The sequence below is a fragment of the Rhodococcus sp. GQ147 genome, assembly GCF_059759155.1.
The window spans coordinates 240,448-255,984 of the sequence record NZ_JCAXDU010000004.1 but is presented as its reverse complement, the minus strand read 5'-3'; the positions used below and the strand labels follow the sequence as shown (position 1 = coordinate 255,984).

17 protein-coding genes and 1 pseudogene are annotated in these 15,537 nt (G+C 68.8%); 10 read left to right on the top strand and 8 right to left on the bottom strand.

Going from position 1 to position 15,537, the window contains the following annotated elements; translation table 11 throughout:
• Window position 1: 1 nt before the first annotated feature.
• The 5 genes from AC6CID_RS07225 (at window position 2) to era (ending at window position 4,646) form a co-directional block, all read left to right on the top strand.
• Entirely contained in the window at window positions 2-604 is a 603-nt protein-coding gene (locus tag AC6CID_RS07225) for a TetR/AcrR family transcriptional regulator (RefSeq protein WP_170318574.1), read from the top strand.
• Between the two features lie 102 nt (window positions 605-706).
• Window positions 707-1,765, top strand: coding sequence for a PhoH family protein (locus tag AC6CID_RS07220; RefSeq protein ID WP_006554479.1), 1,059 nt, complete (start codon window positions 707-709; stop codon window positions 1,763-1,765).
• A 49-nt stretch (window positions 1,766-1,814) separates the two neighbouring features.
• Window positions 1,815-2,357: an rRNA maturation RNase YbeY gene (gene ybeY / locus AC6CID_RS07215; RefSeq protein WP_006554478.1), complete on the top strand. Its 543-nt coding sequence runs from the start codon at window positions 1,815-1,817 to the stop codon at window positions 2,355-2,357.
• 58 nt (window positions 2,358-2,415) lie between these two features.
• The gene (locus AC6CID_RS07210; protein ID WP_006554477.1) at window positions 2,416-3,732 is read left to right on the top strand and encodes a hemolysin family protein; all 1,317 of its coding nucleotides are present in this window, start codon (window positions 2,416-2,418) and stop codon (window positions 3,730-3,732) included.
• Window positions 3,729-4,646: a GTPase Era gene (gene era / locus AC6CID_RS07205; protein WP_024101353.1), complete on the top strand. Its 918-nt coding sequence runs from the start codon at window positions 3,729-3,731 to the stop codon at window positions 4,644-4,646. The genes AC6CID_RS07210 and era overlap by 4 nt, the downstream gene beginning before the upstream one ends.
• A 114-nt stretch (window positions 4,647-4,760) precedes the next feature.
• Here era and AC6CID_RS07200 read toward each other — a convergent pair whose 3' ends face one another.
• The 3 genes from AC6CID_RS07200 to AC6CID_RS07190 all read right to left on the bottom strand — a co-directional run bounded on the left by AC6CID_RS07200 (window position 4,761) and on the right by AC6CID_RS07190 (window position 7,699).
• Window positions 4,761-5,492, bottom strand: coding sequence for a hypothetical protein (locus AC6CID_RS07200; protein WP_498353729.1), 732 nt, complete (start codon window positions 5,490-5,492; stop codon window positions 4,761-4,763).
• 231 nt (window positions 5,493-5,723) lie between these two features.
• Window positions 5,724-6,299, bottom strand: a complete 576-nt coding sequence (locus tag AC6CID_RS07195) for a TetR/AcrR family transcriptional regulator (protein WP_033097766.1) — start codon at window positions 6,297-6,299, stop codon at window positions 5,724-5,726.
• A complete protein-coding gene (locus AC6CID_RS07190; protein ID WP_121209079.1) occupies window positions 6,290-7,699 on the bottom strand; it encodes an amidase in 1,410 nt (469 codons plus the stop codon). Before AC6CID_RS07190 ends, AC6CID_RS07195 begins: the two co-directional genes overlap by 10 nt.
• A 103-nt stretch (window positions 7,700-7,802) precedes the next feature.
• Here AC6CID_RS07190 and recO point away from each other — a divergent pair, with 103 nt between their 5' ends.
• The 4 genes from recO to AC6CID_RS07170 are packed head-to-tail and all read left to right on the top strand — an operon-like array spanning window position 7,803 to window position 10,372.
• Window positions 7,803-8,633: a DNA repair protein RecO gene (gene recO / locus AC6CID_RS07185; RefSeq protein ID WP_121209080.1), complete on the top strand. Its 831-nt coding sequence runs from the start codon at window positions 7,803-7,805 to the stop codon at window positions 8,631-8,633.
• Window positions 8,590-9,396, top strand: a complete 807-nt coding sequence (locus AC6CID_RS07180) for an isoprenyl transferase (RefSeq protein WP_050993415.1) — start codon at window positions 8,590-8,592, stop codon at window positions 9,394-9,396. The genes recO and AC6CID_RS07180 overlap by 44 nt, the downstream gene beginning before the upstream one ends.
• On the top strand, window positions 9,393-9,818 hold the full coding sequence (locus AC6CID_RS07175; RefSeq protein WP_006554470.1) for a hypothetical protein: 426 nt from the start codon (window positions 9,393-9,395) through the stop codon (window positions 9,816-9,818). The genes AC6CID_RS07180 and AC6CID_RS07175 overlap by 4 nt, the downstream gene beginning before the upstream one ends.
• Window positions 9,815-10,372, top strand: coding sequence for a T3SS (YopN, CesT) and YbjN peptide-binding chaperone 1 (locus tag AC6CID_RS07170; RefSeq protein WP_024101349.1), 558 nt, complete (start codon window positions 9,815-9,817; stop codon window positions 10,370-10,372). Before AC6CID_RS07175 ends, AC6CID_RS07170 begins: the two co-directional genes overlap by 4 nt.
• A gap of 18 nt (window positions 10,373-10,390) precedes the next feature.
• Here AC6CID_RS07170 and AC6CID_RS07165 read toward each other — a convergent pair whose 3' ends face one another.
• Window positions 10,391-10,807 carry a Fur family transcriptional regulator gene (locus AC6CID_RS07165; RefSeq protein ID WP_006554468.1) on the bottom strand — a complete coding sequence of 139 codons (417 nt, stop codon included), beginning with the start codon at window positions 10,805-10,807 and terminating at the stop codon, window positions 10,391-10,393.
• Window positions 10,804-11,187, bottom strand: coding sequence for an ArsR/SmtB family transcription factor (locus AC6CID_RS07160; RefSeq protein ID WP_006554467.1), 384 nt, complete (start codon window positions 11,185-11,187; stop codon window positions 10,804-10,806). The genes AC6CID_RS07165 and AC6CID_RS07160 overlap by 4 nt, the downstream gene beginning before the upstream one ends.
• Before the next feature lie 176 nt (window positions 11,188-11,363).
• Between AC6CID_RS07160 and AC6CID_RS07155 the strand changes: the two genes are divergently transcribed.
• Entirely contained in the window at window positions 11,364-12,755 is a 1,392-nt protein-coding gene (locus AC6CID_RS07155; protein WP_006554466.1) for a glycine--tRNA ligase, read from the top strand.
• Window positions 12,756-12,836: 81 nt separating this feature from the next.
• Here AC6CID_RS07155 and AC6CID_RS07150 read toward each other — a convergent pair whose 3' ends face one another.
• The 3 genes and pseudogenes from AC6CID_RS07150 to AC6CID_RS07140 form a co-directional block, all read right to left on the bottom strand.
• Window positions 12,837-13,283, bottom strand: coding sequence for a DUF6670 family protein (locus AC6CID_RS07150; RefSeq protein ID WP_121209081.1), 447 nt, complete (start codon window positions 13,281-13,283; stop codon window positions 12,837-12,839).
• Window positions 13,283-13,492 (bottom strand): annotated as a pseudogene (locus AC6CID_RS07145) (DUF6670 family protein); the annotation flags it as partial. The gene AC6CID_RS07150 and the pseudogene AC6CID_RS07145, both read right to left, overlap by 1 nt.
• A 15-nt stretch (window positions 13,493-13,507) precedes the next feature.
• Window positions 13,508-15,523, bottom strand: a complete 2,016-nt coding sequence (locus tag AC6CID_RS07140; protein WP_121209083.1) for a TPM domain-containing protein — start codon at window positions 15,521-15,523, stop codon at window positions 13,508-13,510.
• Between the last annotated feature and the right edge of the window lie 14 nt (window positions 15,524-15,537).

Here is a 15,537-nt window from a genome sequence, read left to right as displayed (position 1 = left end):
CATGCGCATACTCGACGCTGCGGTGATGTGCTTTGCGGCCGACTCCGACGCGAGCATGGACGATGTCGCCAAAGCCGCGGGTGTCGTCCGCCGCACCGTCTATGCGCACTTCCCCAACCGGGAAGCCCTCGTCGAGGGGATCGTCGACGACGCCTCGACCGCACTCGCCGAGGCTCTCGACCACCCCGAGCCGGACGATCCCGCGGTCGCGCTCGCGGTCGTGGCGTTGCGGACCTGGCCCATCGGCGACCGCTACCGCGTGCTGCTCTCCTTCGCCCGCAAGGAGATGGGAGAGCAGCGCATCGCCGAGCTGGTCTCCCCGGTGCGCTCACGTGTCCTCGGGCACGTCGAACGCGGCCTCGCGCAGAGCCAGCTCTCCGACTACCTCCCGGCGCCCGTGCTCGTAGGGATGATGGAGGGCCTGACGATGGCCACACTCGAGCAGGCCAATCTCGGGCTGGTGGACGACTCGGGCGACACGATCGTCCTGGGCAATCTCGTGCTCGGTGGGGTCTCACCCGACCGGGCACCCGGGATCCTCGCCGAGGCACGGCGGTGGCTCGCGGAGGCGGGTTCTGGTGAAGGCGGAATCCAACCCCGCTGAAACTCCCTGTTGCGGGAGGGTGCGCTTCGTCCGGCGCTAGACTGGCACGAACACGACGACCGTCGTGCAGGAGCCGAACCGAAAGCAGGACGTACCGTCCACGTGAGTGAACCAGACCGACCCCACGAGCCCCCCGAATTCGAGCCGACCACGGTCAAATCGAGCCTCGACCTCCCCTCGGAGGCCGCAGCGCCCCTGCTCGGAGCCGCGGACGAGAATCTGATCGCCCTCGAAGCCCTCCTGGCGGCGGACATCCACGTGCGGGGCAACACCGTCACGCTGACCGGAGCGCCCGCCGACGTCGCCCTCGCGGAACGTGCGCTCGCCGAACTCGTCACCATCGTCCGTCGCGGACAATCGCTCGCGCCCGACGCCGTGCGTCGCACCGTGGGCATGCTCACCCAGGGGCTCTCCGAGTCGCCGGCCGACGTGCTCAGCCTCGACATTCTGTCGCGGCGCGGGAAGACGATCCGGCCCAAGACCCTGAACCAGAAGCGGTACGTCGACGCGATCGATGCCCACACCATCGTTTTCGGTGTCGGGCCGGCTGGTACGGGCAAGACCTATCTCGCCATGGCAAAGGCCGTGCAGGCGCTGCAGACCAAGCAGGTCAACCGCATCATCCTCACGCGTCCCGCCGTCGAGGCAGGGGAGCGGCTCGGCTTCCTGCCGGGCACCCTGCACGAGAAGATCGACCCGTATCTGCGTCCACTGCACGACGCGCTGCACGACATGATGGATCCCGAGGCGATCCCGAAGCTCATGCAGGCCGGGGTCATCGAGGTCGCACCCCTGGCGTACATGCGTGGCCGCACCCTGAACGATGCGTTCATCATCCTCGACGAGGCGCAGAACACCACCGCCGAACAGATGAAGATGTTCCTCACGCGTCTGGGCTTCAATTCCAAGATCGTCGTGACGGGCGACATCACGCAGATCGACCTGCCCGGCGGCGCCCGTTCGGGTCTCGCCGCCGCCACCGAGATCCTCGACGGCATCGACGACATCCACATCGCGCGACTCGACAGCAGCGACGTCGTGCGGCACCGGCTCGTCTCCGACATCGTCGACGCCTACAGCCGTTTCGAGGCCACCCGCGACGGCGACGGGATCCCCGGCAACCGTGCTCAACGTCGCGCGCAGCGGGTGCAGCGTCGATGAACACCCTTGTAGATCAACCGAATACCGTCGTGCAGAAGGAACTCCAGTCATGAGCATCGAGATCTCGAACGAATCGGGAATGGACGTCTCGGAGGAGGAGCTCCTCGACGTCGCCCGTTTCGTGATCGCCCGGATGGATGTGCATCCGGCGGCGGAGTTGTCGATGGTGCTCGTGGACCTCGACACCATGGCCGATCTGCACGTGCGGTGGATGGACCTTCCCGGCCCCACCGACGTGATGTCGTTCCCCATGGACGAACTCGAGCCCGGGGGGCGTCCGGACGCTCCCGAACCGGGACCGTCGATGCTCGGCGACATCGTGCTGTGTCCGCAGTTCGCCGCCGACCAGGCGGCGAAGGCCGGTCACCCGGTGGCCCACGAACTCGCCCTGCTCACCGTGCACGGCATGCTCCACCTCCTCGGCTACGACCACGCCGAACCGGAGGAGGAGAAGGAGATGTTCGGCCTGCAGAACCAGCTCCTCGCCGAGTGGTACGAGGAGATCCGCCGCGCCGAGCACGAGGCGCGGCTCGCCGCCCGCGACCGGAAGTTGCTGGGCAAGGCCGGTTTCGTCGACACCCCCGAATCATGAGCGGCGACAGTGCGAGCCATCGTGATCGGACGGCACCGATCGAGGGAGTGACGATCGCGTGAGTACCGTGCCCCTCGTCGTCCTGGCGGTCGTCCTGGTGGTGCTCGGCGGCCTGTTCGCCGCTGTCGATTCCGCGCTCAACACCGTATCCGCGGCGCGCGCCGAGGAACTCGCGAAGGAGGGCCGCCCCAGTGCGCGCCGCCTGCTCGGTCTGCTCGACGATCGGCCCCGCTACGTCAATCTGACGGTGCTGCTGCGCATCCTCTGCGAGATCACCGCCACCGTCGTGCTCGTCGGTGCATTGCTCGCCGTGCTCGACCGCACATGGGCGCTCGTCGTGGGCGCTGCGGTGATGGTGATCGTCGACTACGTCGTGATCGGGGTCAGCCCGCGCACGCTCGGACGCCAGCACGCGTACCCGATCGCGCTCGCCGCCACCGGACCGCTGCGGGTACTCGGTGTCCTGCTCGGTCCGATCAGCCGAATCCTCATCAGCGTAGGCAATGCGGTCACACCCGGTCGCGGTTTCAGGAACGGCCCGTTCTCCAACGAGATCGAGCTGCGCGAACTGGTCGATCTCGCTCAGGAGAGCGGGGTCGTGGCCGACGAGGAACGCCGGATGATCCAGTCGGTGTTCGACTTCGGCGACACCACCGCTCGCGAGATCATGGTTCCACGCCCCGAGATGGTGTGGATCGAGGAGACCAAGACGGCCGGTCAGGCCACCTCGCTCGCCGTCCGCAGCGGGCACTCGCGGATCCCGGTGATCGGTGAGAACGTCGACGACATCCGCGGTGTCGTCTACCTCAAGGATCTCGTCCAGCAGACCTACTACCACCGCGACGGCGGACGCAGCGTCTCCGTCGCCGACGTCATGCGACCGGCGGTCTTCGTGCCGGATTCGAAGCGCCTCGACGATCTGCTCGCCGACATGCAGCGCGACCGCAACCACATGGCGATCCTCGTCGACGAATACGGCGGCATCGCCGGTCTCGTGACGATCGAGGACGTCATCGAGGAGATCGTCGGCGAGATCGCCGACGAGTACGACACCGGGGAGATCCCCGACGTCGAGGAACTCGGCGACGACACCTACCGCGTTTCCGCGCGACTTCCCGTCGAGGACCTCGGCGAACTGTTCGACATCGACATCGAGGACGACGAGGTCGACACCGTCGGCGGACTCCTCGGCTACGAACTCGGCCGGGTTCCTCTGCCGGGTGCGGAGGTACGGACCCACGGCCTGCTGCTCCGCGGCGAGGGCGGACCGGACGTCCGCGGGCGGGTGCGTGTGAGCACCGTCTTCGTGCAGCGCGTCAGCCCCGAAGAAGAACCCACCGATACCGATACGGCCACCACCGAGGAGCATGCATGACCGACACCGACTTCCGTTCCGGCTTCATCTGTTTCGTCGGCCGGCCCAACACCGGGAAGTCGACGCTCACGAATGCGCTCGTCGGCAGCAAGATCGCGATCACCTCGTCGCGCCCGCAGACCACCCGCCACACCATCCGCGGCATCGTCCACCGCGACAACGCCCAGCTCATCCTCGTGGACACCCCGGGACTGCACCGCCCGCGCACCCTGCTCGGCCAGCGGCTCAACGACCTGGTGCAGGACACCTACTCCGAGGTCGACGCGATCGGCATGTGCTTCCCCGCCGACGAGAAGATCGGCCCCGGCGACCGCTGGATCCTCGAGCAGGTGCGCCACATGGCGCCGAAGACCCCGGTCATCGGCATTGTCACGAAGATCGACAAGGTGGGCAAACAGCAGGTCGCCGCGCAGTTGCTCGCCGTGTCGAAGCTCCTCGGCGAGAACTGCGAGGTCGTGCCGGTCTCCGCGGCCTCGGGTGAGCAGGTCGAGGTCCTCGTCGACGTCCTCGTCTCGCACATGGAACCCGGACCGGCCTTCTATCCCGACGGCGAGCTCACCGACGAGCCGGAAGAGACCCTGATGGCCGAGCTCATCCGCGAGGCCGCCCTCGAAGGTCTCGGCGACGAGCTGCCCCACTCGCTCGCCGTCGTGATCGAGGAGATCACCGAACGCGAGGGTCGCACCGAGAAGCAGGGCGAGATGCTCGACGTGCACGCCCTGCTCTACGTCGAACGGCCGAGCCAGAAGGGCATCGTCATCGGCAAGGGGGGCGCGCGGCTGCGCGAAGTGGGCACCGCCGCACGCACCCAGATCGAGAAGCTCCTCGGCGTGAAGATCTACCTCGACCTGCACGTGAAGGTCGCGAAGGACTGGCAGCGAGACCCCAAACAGCTGGGCCGTCTGGGATTCTGACGCCGAGCCCTACGGGGTGGACGCGGTGATCGGCCGGGCGACCCACATCGACGCGAGGTAGGTCGGTGCCGACGAACGCGCTGAAGCGGTCGATCAGTTCCGCCGGCCGCGGTGTCATGGCGACGGCGGCGGAGACGTCGAAGCGGCGACAGCGGCGACGAGCAATCCGCTCACCACCGGGATCGCGAGTCGTCGCACGAGATCACCGACCGGGACGCGGCAGAAGCCCGCGACCACGATCAGCGACGACCAGATGACGCGGGTGCCGCCGCCGGTCCAGGTCGCGGCGTTCTGCGCAAGGGCGGCAAGCGTTGCGGTGTCCGTTCCGGCCTGCGGGGCGAGCGCGGCGGCGATACCACCGGTAAGCGGCAGACCGGCCCAGCCGGAGCCGTCCAGACCGATGAGCATGCCGATCAGGATCATGCTGAACGCGGCGAAGAGACCGTTGTCGGGAATGCGGGTCTGGATGCTCTCGACGGCGTCGAACAGGAAGGCCGGCCCGGTGCCGTCCTCGAGTCCCAGGATCGAACCGGAGTCGTCGGGGATGCCGGGGTACACGAATCCGGACACCGGCAGGATGATTCCCATGGCCTTGAACGCGTGGACCAAGCCGTCGACGAAATGGGTGGCGCAATGTTCGAGTGCCACGCCCTGTCCGGAAATCGCGAGGGCGATCAAGGCCGAGCGGCGGCAGCCCGGCCTTGATCGCCGCCGGGAGCAGCCCGGCACCGATGATCGCGAGAGCAGGTGTGGGCAGAAGAACAACGACAGCAGATAGGTGACGACGAACAGCACGACGTAGGCGATACGGCCGTTGATCATCCAGCGCCCGAAGGGACGCACCATGAGTTCGTCGGCGCCGATGGTGCAGCATCGCCGCGAGCATCGATGGGCGGCATCGCCGTCGTCGGCCGGAACATGTCGATCTCGAAGAGTCGGACAGGACTCGGCAATCGGCCGACAAACCACTCGCGACGCGAAAGTATTGTGCACACGGCATAATTCGTGACGGTGGTGTTTCGTCGCGGACGCGGATGTGAACGCGTCGTCACGCCGGGGCCGGTGACCGAAGGGAACTCAGCGACGCGTGGCCGCCGCGCCGTGCAGCAGCAGCAGAACGGCCTCCGACAGATCCGGCTCCGTACCCGTCGACAGGCGGCGCAGTTGCAGCCCGGTGATGGTCGCGACGACCGTCGGGGCGATCGTCTCCGGATCCGGCACTCCCAGCGCGGAAAGGACGGAGGCAGTCAACGCGTCGTAGGCACGCCAGCAGCGTTCGGCGACCCGCCGCAGTTCCTCGTCGCGCCCCGCCTGCACATAGAGCTCGAAGGGGGCGATGCGTTCGGCCGTGAAGGTCAGGTCGTGGGCGACGCGTTCGGTGAGTTCGGCGGCCTCCGTCAGCGACAGGGCCCGGGATCGATACTGCTCGGCGAGTTCTCGCAGCCGCTCGGTCTCCTCGTCGACGAAGAACTCGAGCGCGGCGCGCAGCAGGTCGGCCTGGGTGGGGAAATGGTAGGTGATCGAACCGAGCGACACTTCGGCGCGCGCCGCGATGCGCCGGTTCGTCACCCCGGCGACCCCGTCGGTGCCGACGAGATACAGGGTGGCGTGGACGATCCGCGAGCGGGCGTCGTCGCGCGTGGTCACCACCATCGCTCCGGGGTGTGTTCGTGCCAGCGCAGCACCGATTCGAGTTGGGAGGCGAGGGACACCAGCAGCGGTTCGGAGTTCGCCGGGCCGAGCAGCTGGGCACCCACCGGCAGTCGCTCCTCGGTGAAACCCGCGGGGACGTTGATCGCGGGCCAGCCCAGCACGTTCCACGGCCACGCGTAGGGGCATGCGCCGGTGATGACCTTGTCGGTCGCCCAGCCGCCGATGCCGTCGATCGCCGTCACCGGCAGCGGCGGTGTGGCAGTGGTGGGGGCGAGTACGACGTCGAACCGATCGAAGATGCGGCCGACCCGACGGTGCAGCCGCGGTTCGACCGCGCGCGCCGCCCGCAACGGATAACCGCGCAGGAACCGGCCGGTGCGGGCGTTGGCGCGGGTGCGCACGTCGGCGAGGGACGGGTCGGGCAGGCGGTACAACCAATCCTCGATACCGGCCATGGATCGAGGGAGGAAGGTGAGACCGAACGTCATTCCGTAGTCGGGATCGGCGAGGGTCACCTCGTGGCCGAGATCGCGCAGTACCGCGGCGAGTGCGGCGATGCGGGTGCGGACACGGGCGTCGAGGCTGGTGGGTGTCGCGGTGAACGGGATCTTCAGCGACAGAGCGATGTTCAGCCTGCCGGGATCTCGTCCCACGGCGTCGGAGACGGTCAGCGGCGCGCACGCGTGCCGGTCGCCGGGGTGGTTCCCGGACACGACGTCGAGGAGCAGGGCCGCGTCGGCGACCGTGCGGGCGAGTGGGCCGTGCGTGGTGAGTCCGTTGAAGGATTCGGCGTCGGGCCACATGGAGATCCGGCCGCGTTGGGGCTTGATGCCGACGAGATTGGACCACGAGGCGGGGATGCGGACCGATCCGGCGCCGTCGGATCCCAGGGCGGCCGGCACGAGTCCCGCCGCGACGGCCGCGGCGCTGCCACCCGACGAGCCGCCGGGGGTGTGGTCGCGCGACCACGCGCTGCGGGTGTGCCCGAAGGCGTCGCCGCCGGTGAGCGGCCACTGGCCGAGTTCGGGGGAGTGGGTCTTGCCGACGATCACCGCGCCGGCGGCCCGCAGGCGACGCACCACCTCGGCGTCGGTGTCCTTCGGGGCGAAGGTGCCGGCGCAGCCGAACATCGTCGTCTCGCCGACGATGTCGGTGTCGTCCTTGATCGCGATGGGGACACCCAGCAGGGGGAGGCGTTCGCCGTTCGCGCGGCGCCGGTCGGCCTCGCGGGCCTCGTCGAGTGCGGTGGTGCGGCGCACGACGCGGAAGGCGTTCAGGTGCGGTTGCGATTCGTCGATCCGGTCGAGGCTCGCACGGACGAGGTCCGTGGAGGTGGTCTCGCCGCGGTCGAGTGCCTCGACGGTCGCCTTCAGGTCGCGCAGGTCGGTTCGAGCGTCCATTCGTTCCCCCGTTCGTTCGAACGAACAATAACGCGTTCCCGTTCGGGGTGTCGAGTCCCTTCGTGGACCGTCCCGTGTCACCGCGACATGACAGACTCGGGGAGTGAGGCTTTATCGGGACAACGCGGTGGTGCTGCGCCAGCACAAGCTGGGCGAGGCCGACCGCATCGTCACCCTGCTGACGCGTCGGCACGGTCTCGTGCGGGCCGTCGCGAAGGGCGTGCGCCGGACACGCTCCAAGTTCGGCGCACGGCTCGAACCGTTCGCCCACATCGACGTCCAGCTCCACCCGGGCCGCAGTCTCGACGTCATCACCCAGGTGCAGACCCTCGACGCCTTCGCGGTGGGTATCGTCGACGACTACCCCCGCTACACCACCGCGTGCGCGATCCTCGAGACCGCCGAACGCCTCGCCGGTGAGGAACGCGCGCCCGTGCCGCGCCTGCACGCACTCACCGTCGGCGCCCTCCGCGCGGTGTGCGACCGCACCCGGCCACCCGAACTCGTACTCGACGCCTATCTGCTGCGGGCCATGGCCTACGCGGGATGGGCGCCGGCGATCACCCACTGCGCGCGCTGCGACCGTCCCGGCCCGCACACCGCCTTCCACGTCGCCGCCGGTGGTGCGGTGTGCGTGCACTGCCGTCCGCCGGGGGCGGCCACCCCGGCCCCGGGTGTGTTGGCGCTGCTCGACGCGCTCAACCACGGACGCTGGGCCGACACCGAGGCCGCCGACACGGCGGTGCGTCGCCAGGCCAGCGGGCTCGTCGCCGCGCACCTGCAGTGGCATCTCGAACGGCAACTGCGTTCGCTGCCCCTCGTCGAGCGCGGTCGCACCGACCCTGCGACGGGGAACCGGGTTGATGACGTCGCCCGGGGTGTCCGGCAGGATGGGGACCGTGATTCGACGACGTACCACGCCCCCATCGCCTGAGCGGGTGATCCGGCCGCCCGACCCGCATCCGTCGGGCGCGCGACCTCCCGTGCTGCAACCCGAGCTGATTCCCCAGCACGTGGCGCTCGTGATGGACGGCAACGGTCGCTGGGCGCAGGAGCGCGGTCTGCCGCGCACCGCCGGCCACGAACGCGGCGAGGCCGTGCTGATGGACACGGTGTGCGGATGTATCGAGATGGGCGTCGAGTGGCTCTCGGCCTACGCCTTCTCCACCGAGAACTGGAAGCGCAGCCCCGACGAGGTCCGCTTCCTCATGGGCTTCAACCGCGACGTGATCCGCCGCCGCCGCGACGAGATGCACGAGATGGGGGTGCGCGTCCGGTGGGCCGGTCGCCGTCCCCGCCTGTGGCGCAGCGTGATCAAGGAACTCGAGATCGCCGAGGAACTGACGAAGGACAACGACGTCATGACTCTCACGATGTGCGTCAACTACGGCGGTCGCGCCGAGATCGCCGACGCCGCACGGGAGATCGCCCGTCGGGTCGCGGCAGGGGAACTCGATCCCGAACGGATCACGGAGTCGACGATCGCGCGGTATCTCGACGAGCCCGACATGCCCGACGTCGACCTGTTTCTGCGGCCCTCGGGCGAGCAGCGCACCTCGAACTTCCTGCTGTGGCAGTCGGCCTACGCCGAACTCGTCTTCCAGGACACGATGTTCCCCGATTTCGACCGGCGCGATCTGTGGGCGGCGTGCGTCGAATACGCCTCCCGCGACCGGCGGTTCGGTGGTGTGAAGTGACCTCGCTGCGCGAGCGGATCGCGGGCGCGCTGACGCCCTTCGTCGACGTCCGCACCCCGTCGTCCGCCGCCGACGGCGACGGCTCGTTCGGATTCGACTACGGCGCCGTGCCCTTCGCGCTGCAGGTCGTCACGCTCACCGAAGGACTCGACGTGGTCTCCGTCACCGGAGTGCTCGCGTGGGATCTTCCGCTCGACGACGCCGTGCGCGGTCGGGTCGCGGCCGCCGCCGACGCCCTGCAGTTCGGCTCGGTCCACCTCATCGAACGCGAGACCGACGCCGACGTCGTGCTGCGGTACTCGTTCCCCGCGACCGGGCTCGACGACACGGCGCTGACCACCATGCTGTTGCTCGTGCTCGACGGTGCCGCCGACGCGCGTGGCGCCGTGGCAGGCACCCCCGATCCCAAGGAGAATTCGTGACCACCACCGACATCGACGCCGAGACCACCACCGAGGAGGTCGTCGCCGCCGACGGGACGCACGCCGTCGCGATCCCCACCGAGGACGACGACATGCTGCGCGCCGCTGTGGTGGAGACGCTGTCCGAGATTCTCGAGGAAGCGCCCGAGCCCGACGAGGACGGCGAGATCCCGATCTGGATCGACGACGTGCTCACCTACGCGACCGTCGACGCCGAGGGCGGCTTCGTGCTGCTCACCACCTACCTGGTCGAGGGCATCACGGGCCGCACCCGCGCCGCCGAGGTCCTCGGCGACCTGCAGGTCGAGTTCCCCGAAGTCAAGTTCGTCCTCGACAAGGACCGAGTCACCGTCGAACTGCGGGTCGCAGCGTCGCCGCTCGTCCCGATCCATCTCGTGCGGGCCGTCGCGTCGCTCGTGCCGGTCGTCGAGCAGGCACGCGCATTGGCGCAGCGTCTCGGCGGAGAAGCGTCGGTCTTCGACGGTGAGGCCGAGGACGACGAGGAGAACCTGCTCGCCGACGGCTGCGGCTGTGATGACTGCGATTGCGGCTGACGGCCGCGGGCCGTCGGTTCAGCCCTGAGCGAGGGCGCACTCGCGGCAGTTGCCGAAGATCTCCACGGTGTGGCTGACGTCGACGAAGCCGTTCGACTCGGCCACCTCGTGCGACCAGCGTTCGACCTCCGGGCCGTCCACCTCGACCGTGAAGCCGCAGTGGCGGCACACGAGATGGTGGTGGTGCCCGGAGGAACACCGCCGGAACAGCGACTCGCCGCTGTCGGTGCGCAGCACGTCGACGCTGCCGACCTCGGCGAGCGACTGCAGGGTGCGGTAGACGGTCGTCAGGCCGATGCCCTCGCCGCGCTTGCGCAGCTCGTCGTGCAGGTCCTGGGCGGACCGGAACTCCTCGGTGTTGTCGAGCAGGTCGACGATGGCGCTGCGTTGACGGGTCGAGCGGACCCCCACGAGAGGTTTGCGGGCGGAGGTCACTGCGATCGTCCTTCCTGGGCGTGAGCGACGGCGTCGACGACGATGCGGGCGAGATGGTCGTCGGCCAGGTGGTAGAGCACTTCGCGTCCCGAGCGTTCGCCGCGCACGACGCCGGCGGTCTTGAGCACGCGGAGATGCTGGCTGATGAGCGGCTGGGTGACGCCGAGGGCGCCGACGAGCTCGTGCACGCAGCGGGCCGACTCGCGCAGTTCGAGCACGATCGAGATGCGGACGGGTGCCGACAGTGCGCGCAGCAGCTCACCGGCCGCGATCAGGGCGCCGGGGGAGACATCGACCGGGGACGGCAGGGCGTCGCTGCCGATCGGGCCGCGGGCGCGCTCGCCCGTGCTGCACTCGCGTGGATCGGCGTCGATGCTCACGGGGCTCCTCGGGGCAGGGGCGGCCGCCGGTCGGCGGGCCTTATTGCAAATCAATTCCATTTTGATATGCACGGTTGTGCATGTCAACCGGCGCGAATTCGAGCTGCGAACGAGGAGCGATAGGCTTACAGATCGACGCATGCTGCGAAAACCCGCATCGAAGATGGAGAAACCGAGTGGCACCCAAATCCAAGATCGATACCGTCGCCAACCTCGCCAAGCGCCGGGGCCTGGTCTATCCCTGCGGTGAGATCTACGGCGGCACCAGGTCCGCGTGGGATTACGGGCCGCTCGGCGTGGAGCTCAAGGACAACATCAAGAAGCAGTGGTGGCGCAACATGGTCACCAGCCGCGAGGACGTCGTCGGCCTCGACTCGTCCGTGATCCTGCCGCGTCAGGTCTGGGTCGCCTCCGGCCACGTCGGTGTCTTCAACGACCCGCTCGTCGAGTGCCTGAGCTGTCACAAGCGTCACCGGCAGGACCACCTGCAGGAGGCCTACGCCGAGAAGAACAAGCTCGACGACCCCGACGCCGTGCCGATGACCGAGATCGTCTGCCCGGACTGCGGCACCAAGGGTCAGTGGACCGAGCCCCGCGACTTCAACATGATGCTCAAGACCTTCCTCGGCCCGATCGAGAGCGAGGAAGGCCTGCACTACCTGCGCCCCGAGACGGCGCAGGGCATCTTCGTGAACTTCGCGAACGTGCTCACCACCTCGCGCAAGAAGCCGCCCTTCGGCATCGGCCAGATCGGCAAGAGCTTCCGCAACGAGATCACGCCCGGCAACTTCATCTTCCGCACCCGCGAGTTCGAGCAGATGGAGATGGAGTTCTTCGTCAAGCCCGGCGAAGACGAGCAGTGGCACCAGTACTGGATCGACTACCGGATGAACTGGTACACCGATCTGGGCATCAACAAGGACAACCTGCGCCTCTACGAGCACCCGCTCGAGAAGCTGTCGCACTACTCGAAGCGCACCGTCGACATCGAGTACCGCTTCCACTTCCAGGGCAGCGAATGGGGTGAGCTCGAGGGCGTCGCGAACCGCACCGACTTCGACCTGTCGACGCACTCGAAGCACTCCGGCACCGACCTGAGCTTCTTCGATCAGGCCACCAATGAGCGCTACACGCCCTACGTGATCGAGCCGGCGGCCGGCCTGACCCGTTCGCTCATGGCCTTCCTCGTCGACGCCTACACCGAGGACGAGGCACCCAACGCCAAGGGTGGCGTCGACAAGCGCACCGTGCTGCGCCTCGACCGTCGTCTCGCGCCGGTCAAGGCCGCCGTGCTGCCGCTCAGCCGCAACGCCGACCTGAGCCCGAAGGCCAAGGACCTCGCCGCGAAGCTGCGCCAGAACTGGAACATCGAGTTCGACGACGCCGGCGCCATCGGCCGCCGCTACCGTCGCCAGGACGAGATCGGCACCCCGTTCTGCATCACAGTCGACTTCGACACCCTCGAGGACCAGGCCGTCACGATCCGTGAGCGCGACACCATGGCGCAGGAGCGTGTGAGCCTCGACCAGGTCGAGGGCTACCTCGCGCAGCGCCTGATCGGCTGCTGACCGATCCGATCGACGCAGATGCCCTCCGGTCCCGACGGACCGGAGGGCATCTGTCGCTTCGTAGCCGGGTGCTCGTAGCGGTCACCTCGTCGAGCGCCGATCGATGTACTCGAAATATCGGCGGCCGGAGATCTCCTCACCCCGCCAGATCGCCGACCATGCGAAACCGGTGACGAATCCGGTGCTCAGCCCGTGGGTGAAGGGGGTGTCCATGATCCCTTCGAAATCCAGCCAGGGACGACCGCGGGTGTCCTTCACCAGGAACCGGGTCCGGCGCGGCACCTGCATCGGGATGCCGTAGGGAGTCGACTCGGACTGGTCGCGCAGTTCAACCATCTCGAAATCCACGTCCCGGCAACGGGTTCCGTCACCGCTGCGGGTACGCAGGATCGCCGTCGTCATGAACGGTCGGTCACCGATCGCGTAGCGGCTCAACAGGATCTGCGTGTCGGCGTCGAGATCGACGATCTGGTAGACGAAATGGTCGAGCGGAGCCTTCGCCGCGGGCGGCAGAGGAGTGGACCGCATCAGATACGGCTCGGTATCGCCCCGTACTCGAACGAGCACAGACCGTCGGCCGTGACGCTGCGACCCTGGTGGGTGAAGGTGCCCTCGTATTCGGTGAGCAACCCGAAGTGCTTGTAGAGCGGGCTGCGGAAGAACCATGAGACCGTGTCCGTGTCGGTCGGTGTCAGCGCGACGTCGACCGTTCCGAGGCGTCCCATGAGTTCGTAGTGGGGGTAGCGTCCGGTCTAGAAGCGTCCTCCACTCGATCCGCCGAAGCCGCCGCCCCCGAAACCGCCCCCACCGAAACCGCCACCGAAGCCACCGCCGCGGCCGCTGTTGAGCACGCTGTTGATGAGGATGCCGCCGAGCACGGCACCGGCGACGTTGCCGCCCGACGAACCACCGCGGGGCGGACGGTGCTGGTTGTTCCAGCGCTGCACGTCGTTCTGGGCGCTGCGCAGTGCCTGCGCGGCCAGCGACGCGGCGGACCGCGCGTACTGGATGGCGGCCGCCGGATCGGACTCGGCTGCCTGCTGCGCGGCCTGCAGGTGCCGCTGCGCCTCCGACAGGCGGGTGCGTGCCTGGGCGCCCACGACGCCGCGGCGGGTCCCGATGAAGTCGGCCGCGGCGGTGACCTGCGCTTGCGCTGCGCTCAGATCCTGTTCGAGGCGGCGCCGCATCTCCTCGGCTTGCTGCTTCGCCTGCCGCGTCCGGGCACGCAACTCGTCGAGACGCGCATCGGCCTCGACGACCCGCGTGAAACTGCCCAGCGGGTCGGTGTGCTGCTCGGCCCGGGCGTGGTCGAGGGCTTCCTGCACGGCCTTCAGGGCGTCGACGAGTTCCGGGCCGCCCGCGTCGAGGAGTTGCTTCGCGTCGGCGACACCCTGTTCGGCGTCCTCCACCGCGGCGGGAAGCGTCGCGATCGCGCGCCGGATGTCCTCCGCCGCATGGTCGAGCGCGTCGAGCAGCGTCGCGGCATGCCCCAGTGCGCGTTCGGCCTCGCGGATCGCGCGCACGGCGTCGCCCTGCTCACCGACCGGTCGCGCCACCGCCGTGCGGCCCTGGTCGATCGCGTTCTCGGCGAACGAGATCTCCTCCCGCGCCAGCGAGACGTTGTCGACCACCGGAGTCAGGGCGCCCGCCGGGAACTCCGAGTGCAGCTGCCCCAGAATCCGCTCGGCCTCGGGGATGCGGGCCTGCAGCGCGATCGCGCGCTGCGTGAGGCCGTCCAGACGGGCCGGGGCATCGAGCAGCAGGTTGCGCATCTTGTCGAACGCCTCGACCTGCGCATCGAGTTCGCGGTTCGCCTGCCCGCACGAGGAGACGAGTTGCACGAGCATGTCGCGCTGCTGTTCGGGCGTCTCGGGGATGTCGTCGTCGAGGCGCTGACGGATCTCGAAGGCGTTCGCCAACGCGACCTGTGCCTGCCGGTGTGCGCGGTCGAAAGGAGCCACCGCGGAGTCCCCGAACTCACCCCGGGCGAGCTCGAGCGCTTCGGCGCTGGACCGCACCGCGTTGTCGGTGTCCACCAGGAGGGTCTGTGCATACTGGTCTAGACCCTCGACCGGCAGACCGCGCAGAGCGGTCGTGTCGGCCGGATCGACCTGCGCGGCCTGCGCGGCACCGGCGTCGGCGCGCTTCCTCTTCGACCGCCGGTTGTAGGCGTAGAGCCCGGCACCACCGGCCGCGATGACACCGCCGCCGACGAGCAGCGTCGTCACCGGAGCAGCCGACGGCGTAAGGGCGTTGCTCAACCCGTCGGCCGCGCCCACGGCGGCGCCCGCCCAATCGCTGTTGCGCAGGGCCGGCACGACGCCGGACGAGCTGATCCGGTCGCGCTCGCTCTCGGAGATCTCCGAACCCGTCGGTGTCCACAGCGCGAACTCGCGGTCGTCGGTCGCCACCGCCAGCAGCGCGGTGTCGGGACCGAAATTGCTTGCCTGCGCGGTGGCCTGCGCCCAACTGTTGTAGTCGCGTCCGTCGAAGCTCGACACGTAGGTCACCCACAACTGCAGGCCGTGCTCGTCGTAGAGGGTGTTCGTCGCTTCCTGGATGCGTGCGACGTCGGCGTCGTCGAGCACGCCCGCGGTGTCGGTGATCGGCTGGGGGAGCCGCGAGGGTGGCTCCGCGGAGGCCGCCGCGGGAAGGAGCAGCCACGCGGTCACTGCCAGCAGGGCGGGGACGAATGCGAGCGCGGACCGTGCAGGTCGCCGGAGCGGTGCTGCAGGTCGCCGGAGCGGTGCGGCCGATACGTGTGCCATGGAATCGAATCTAG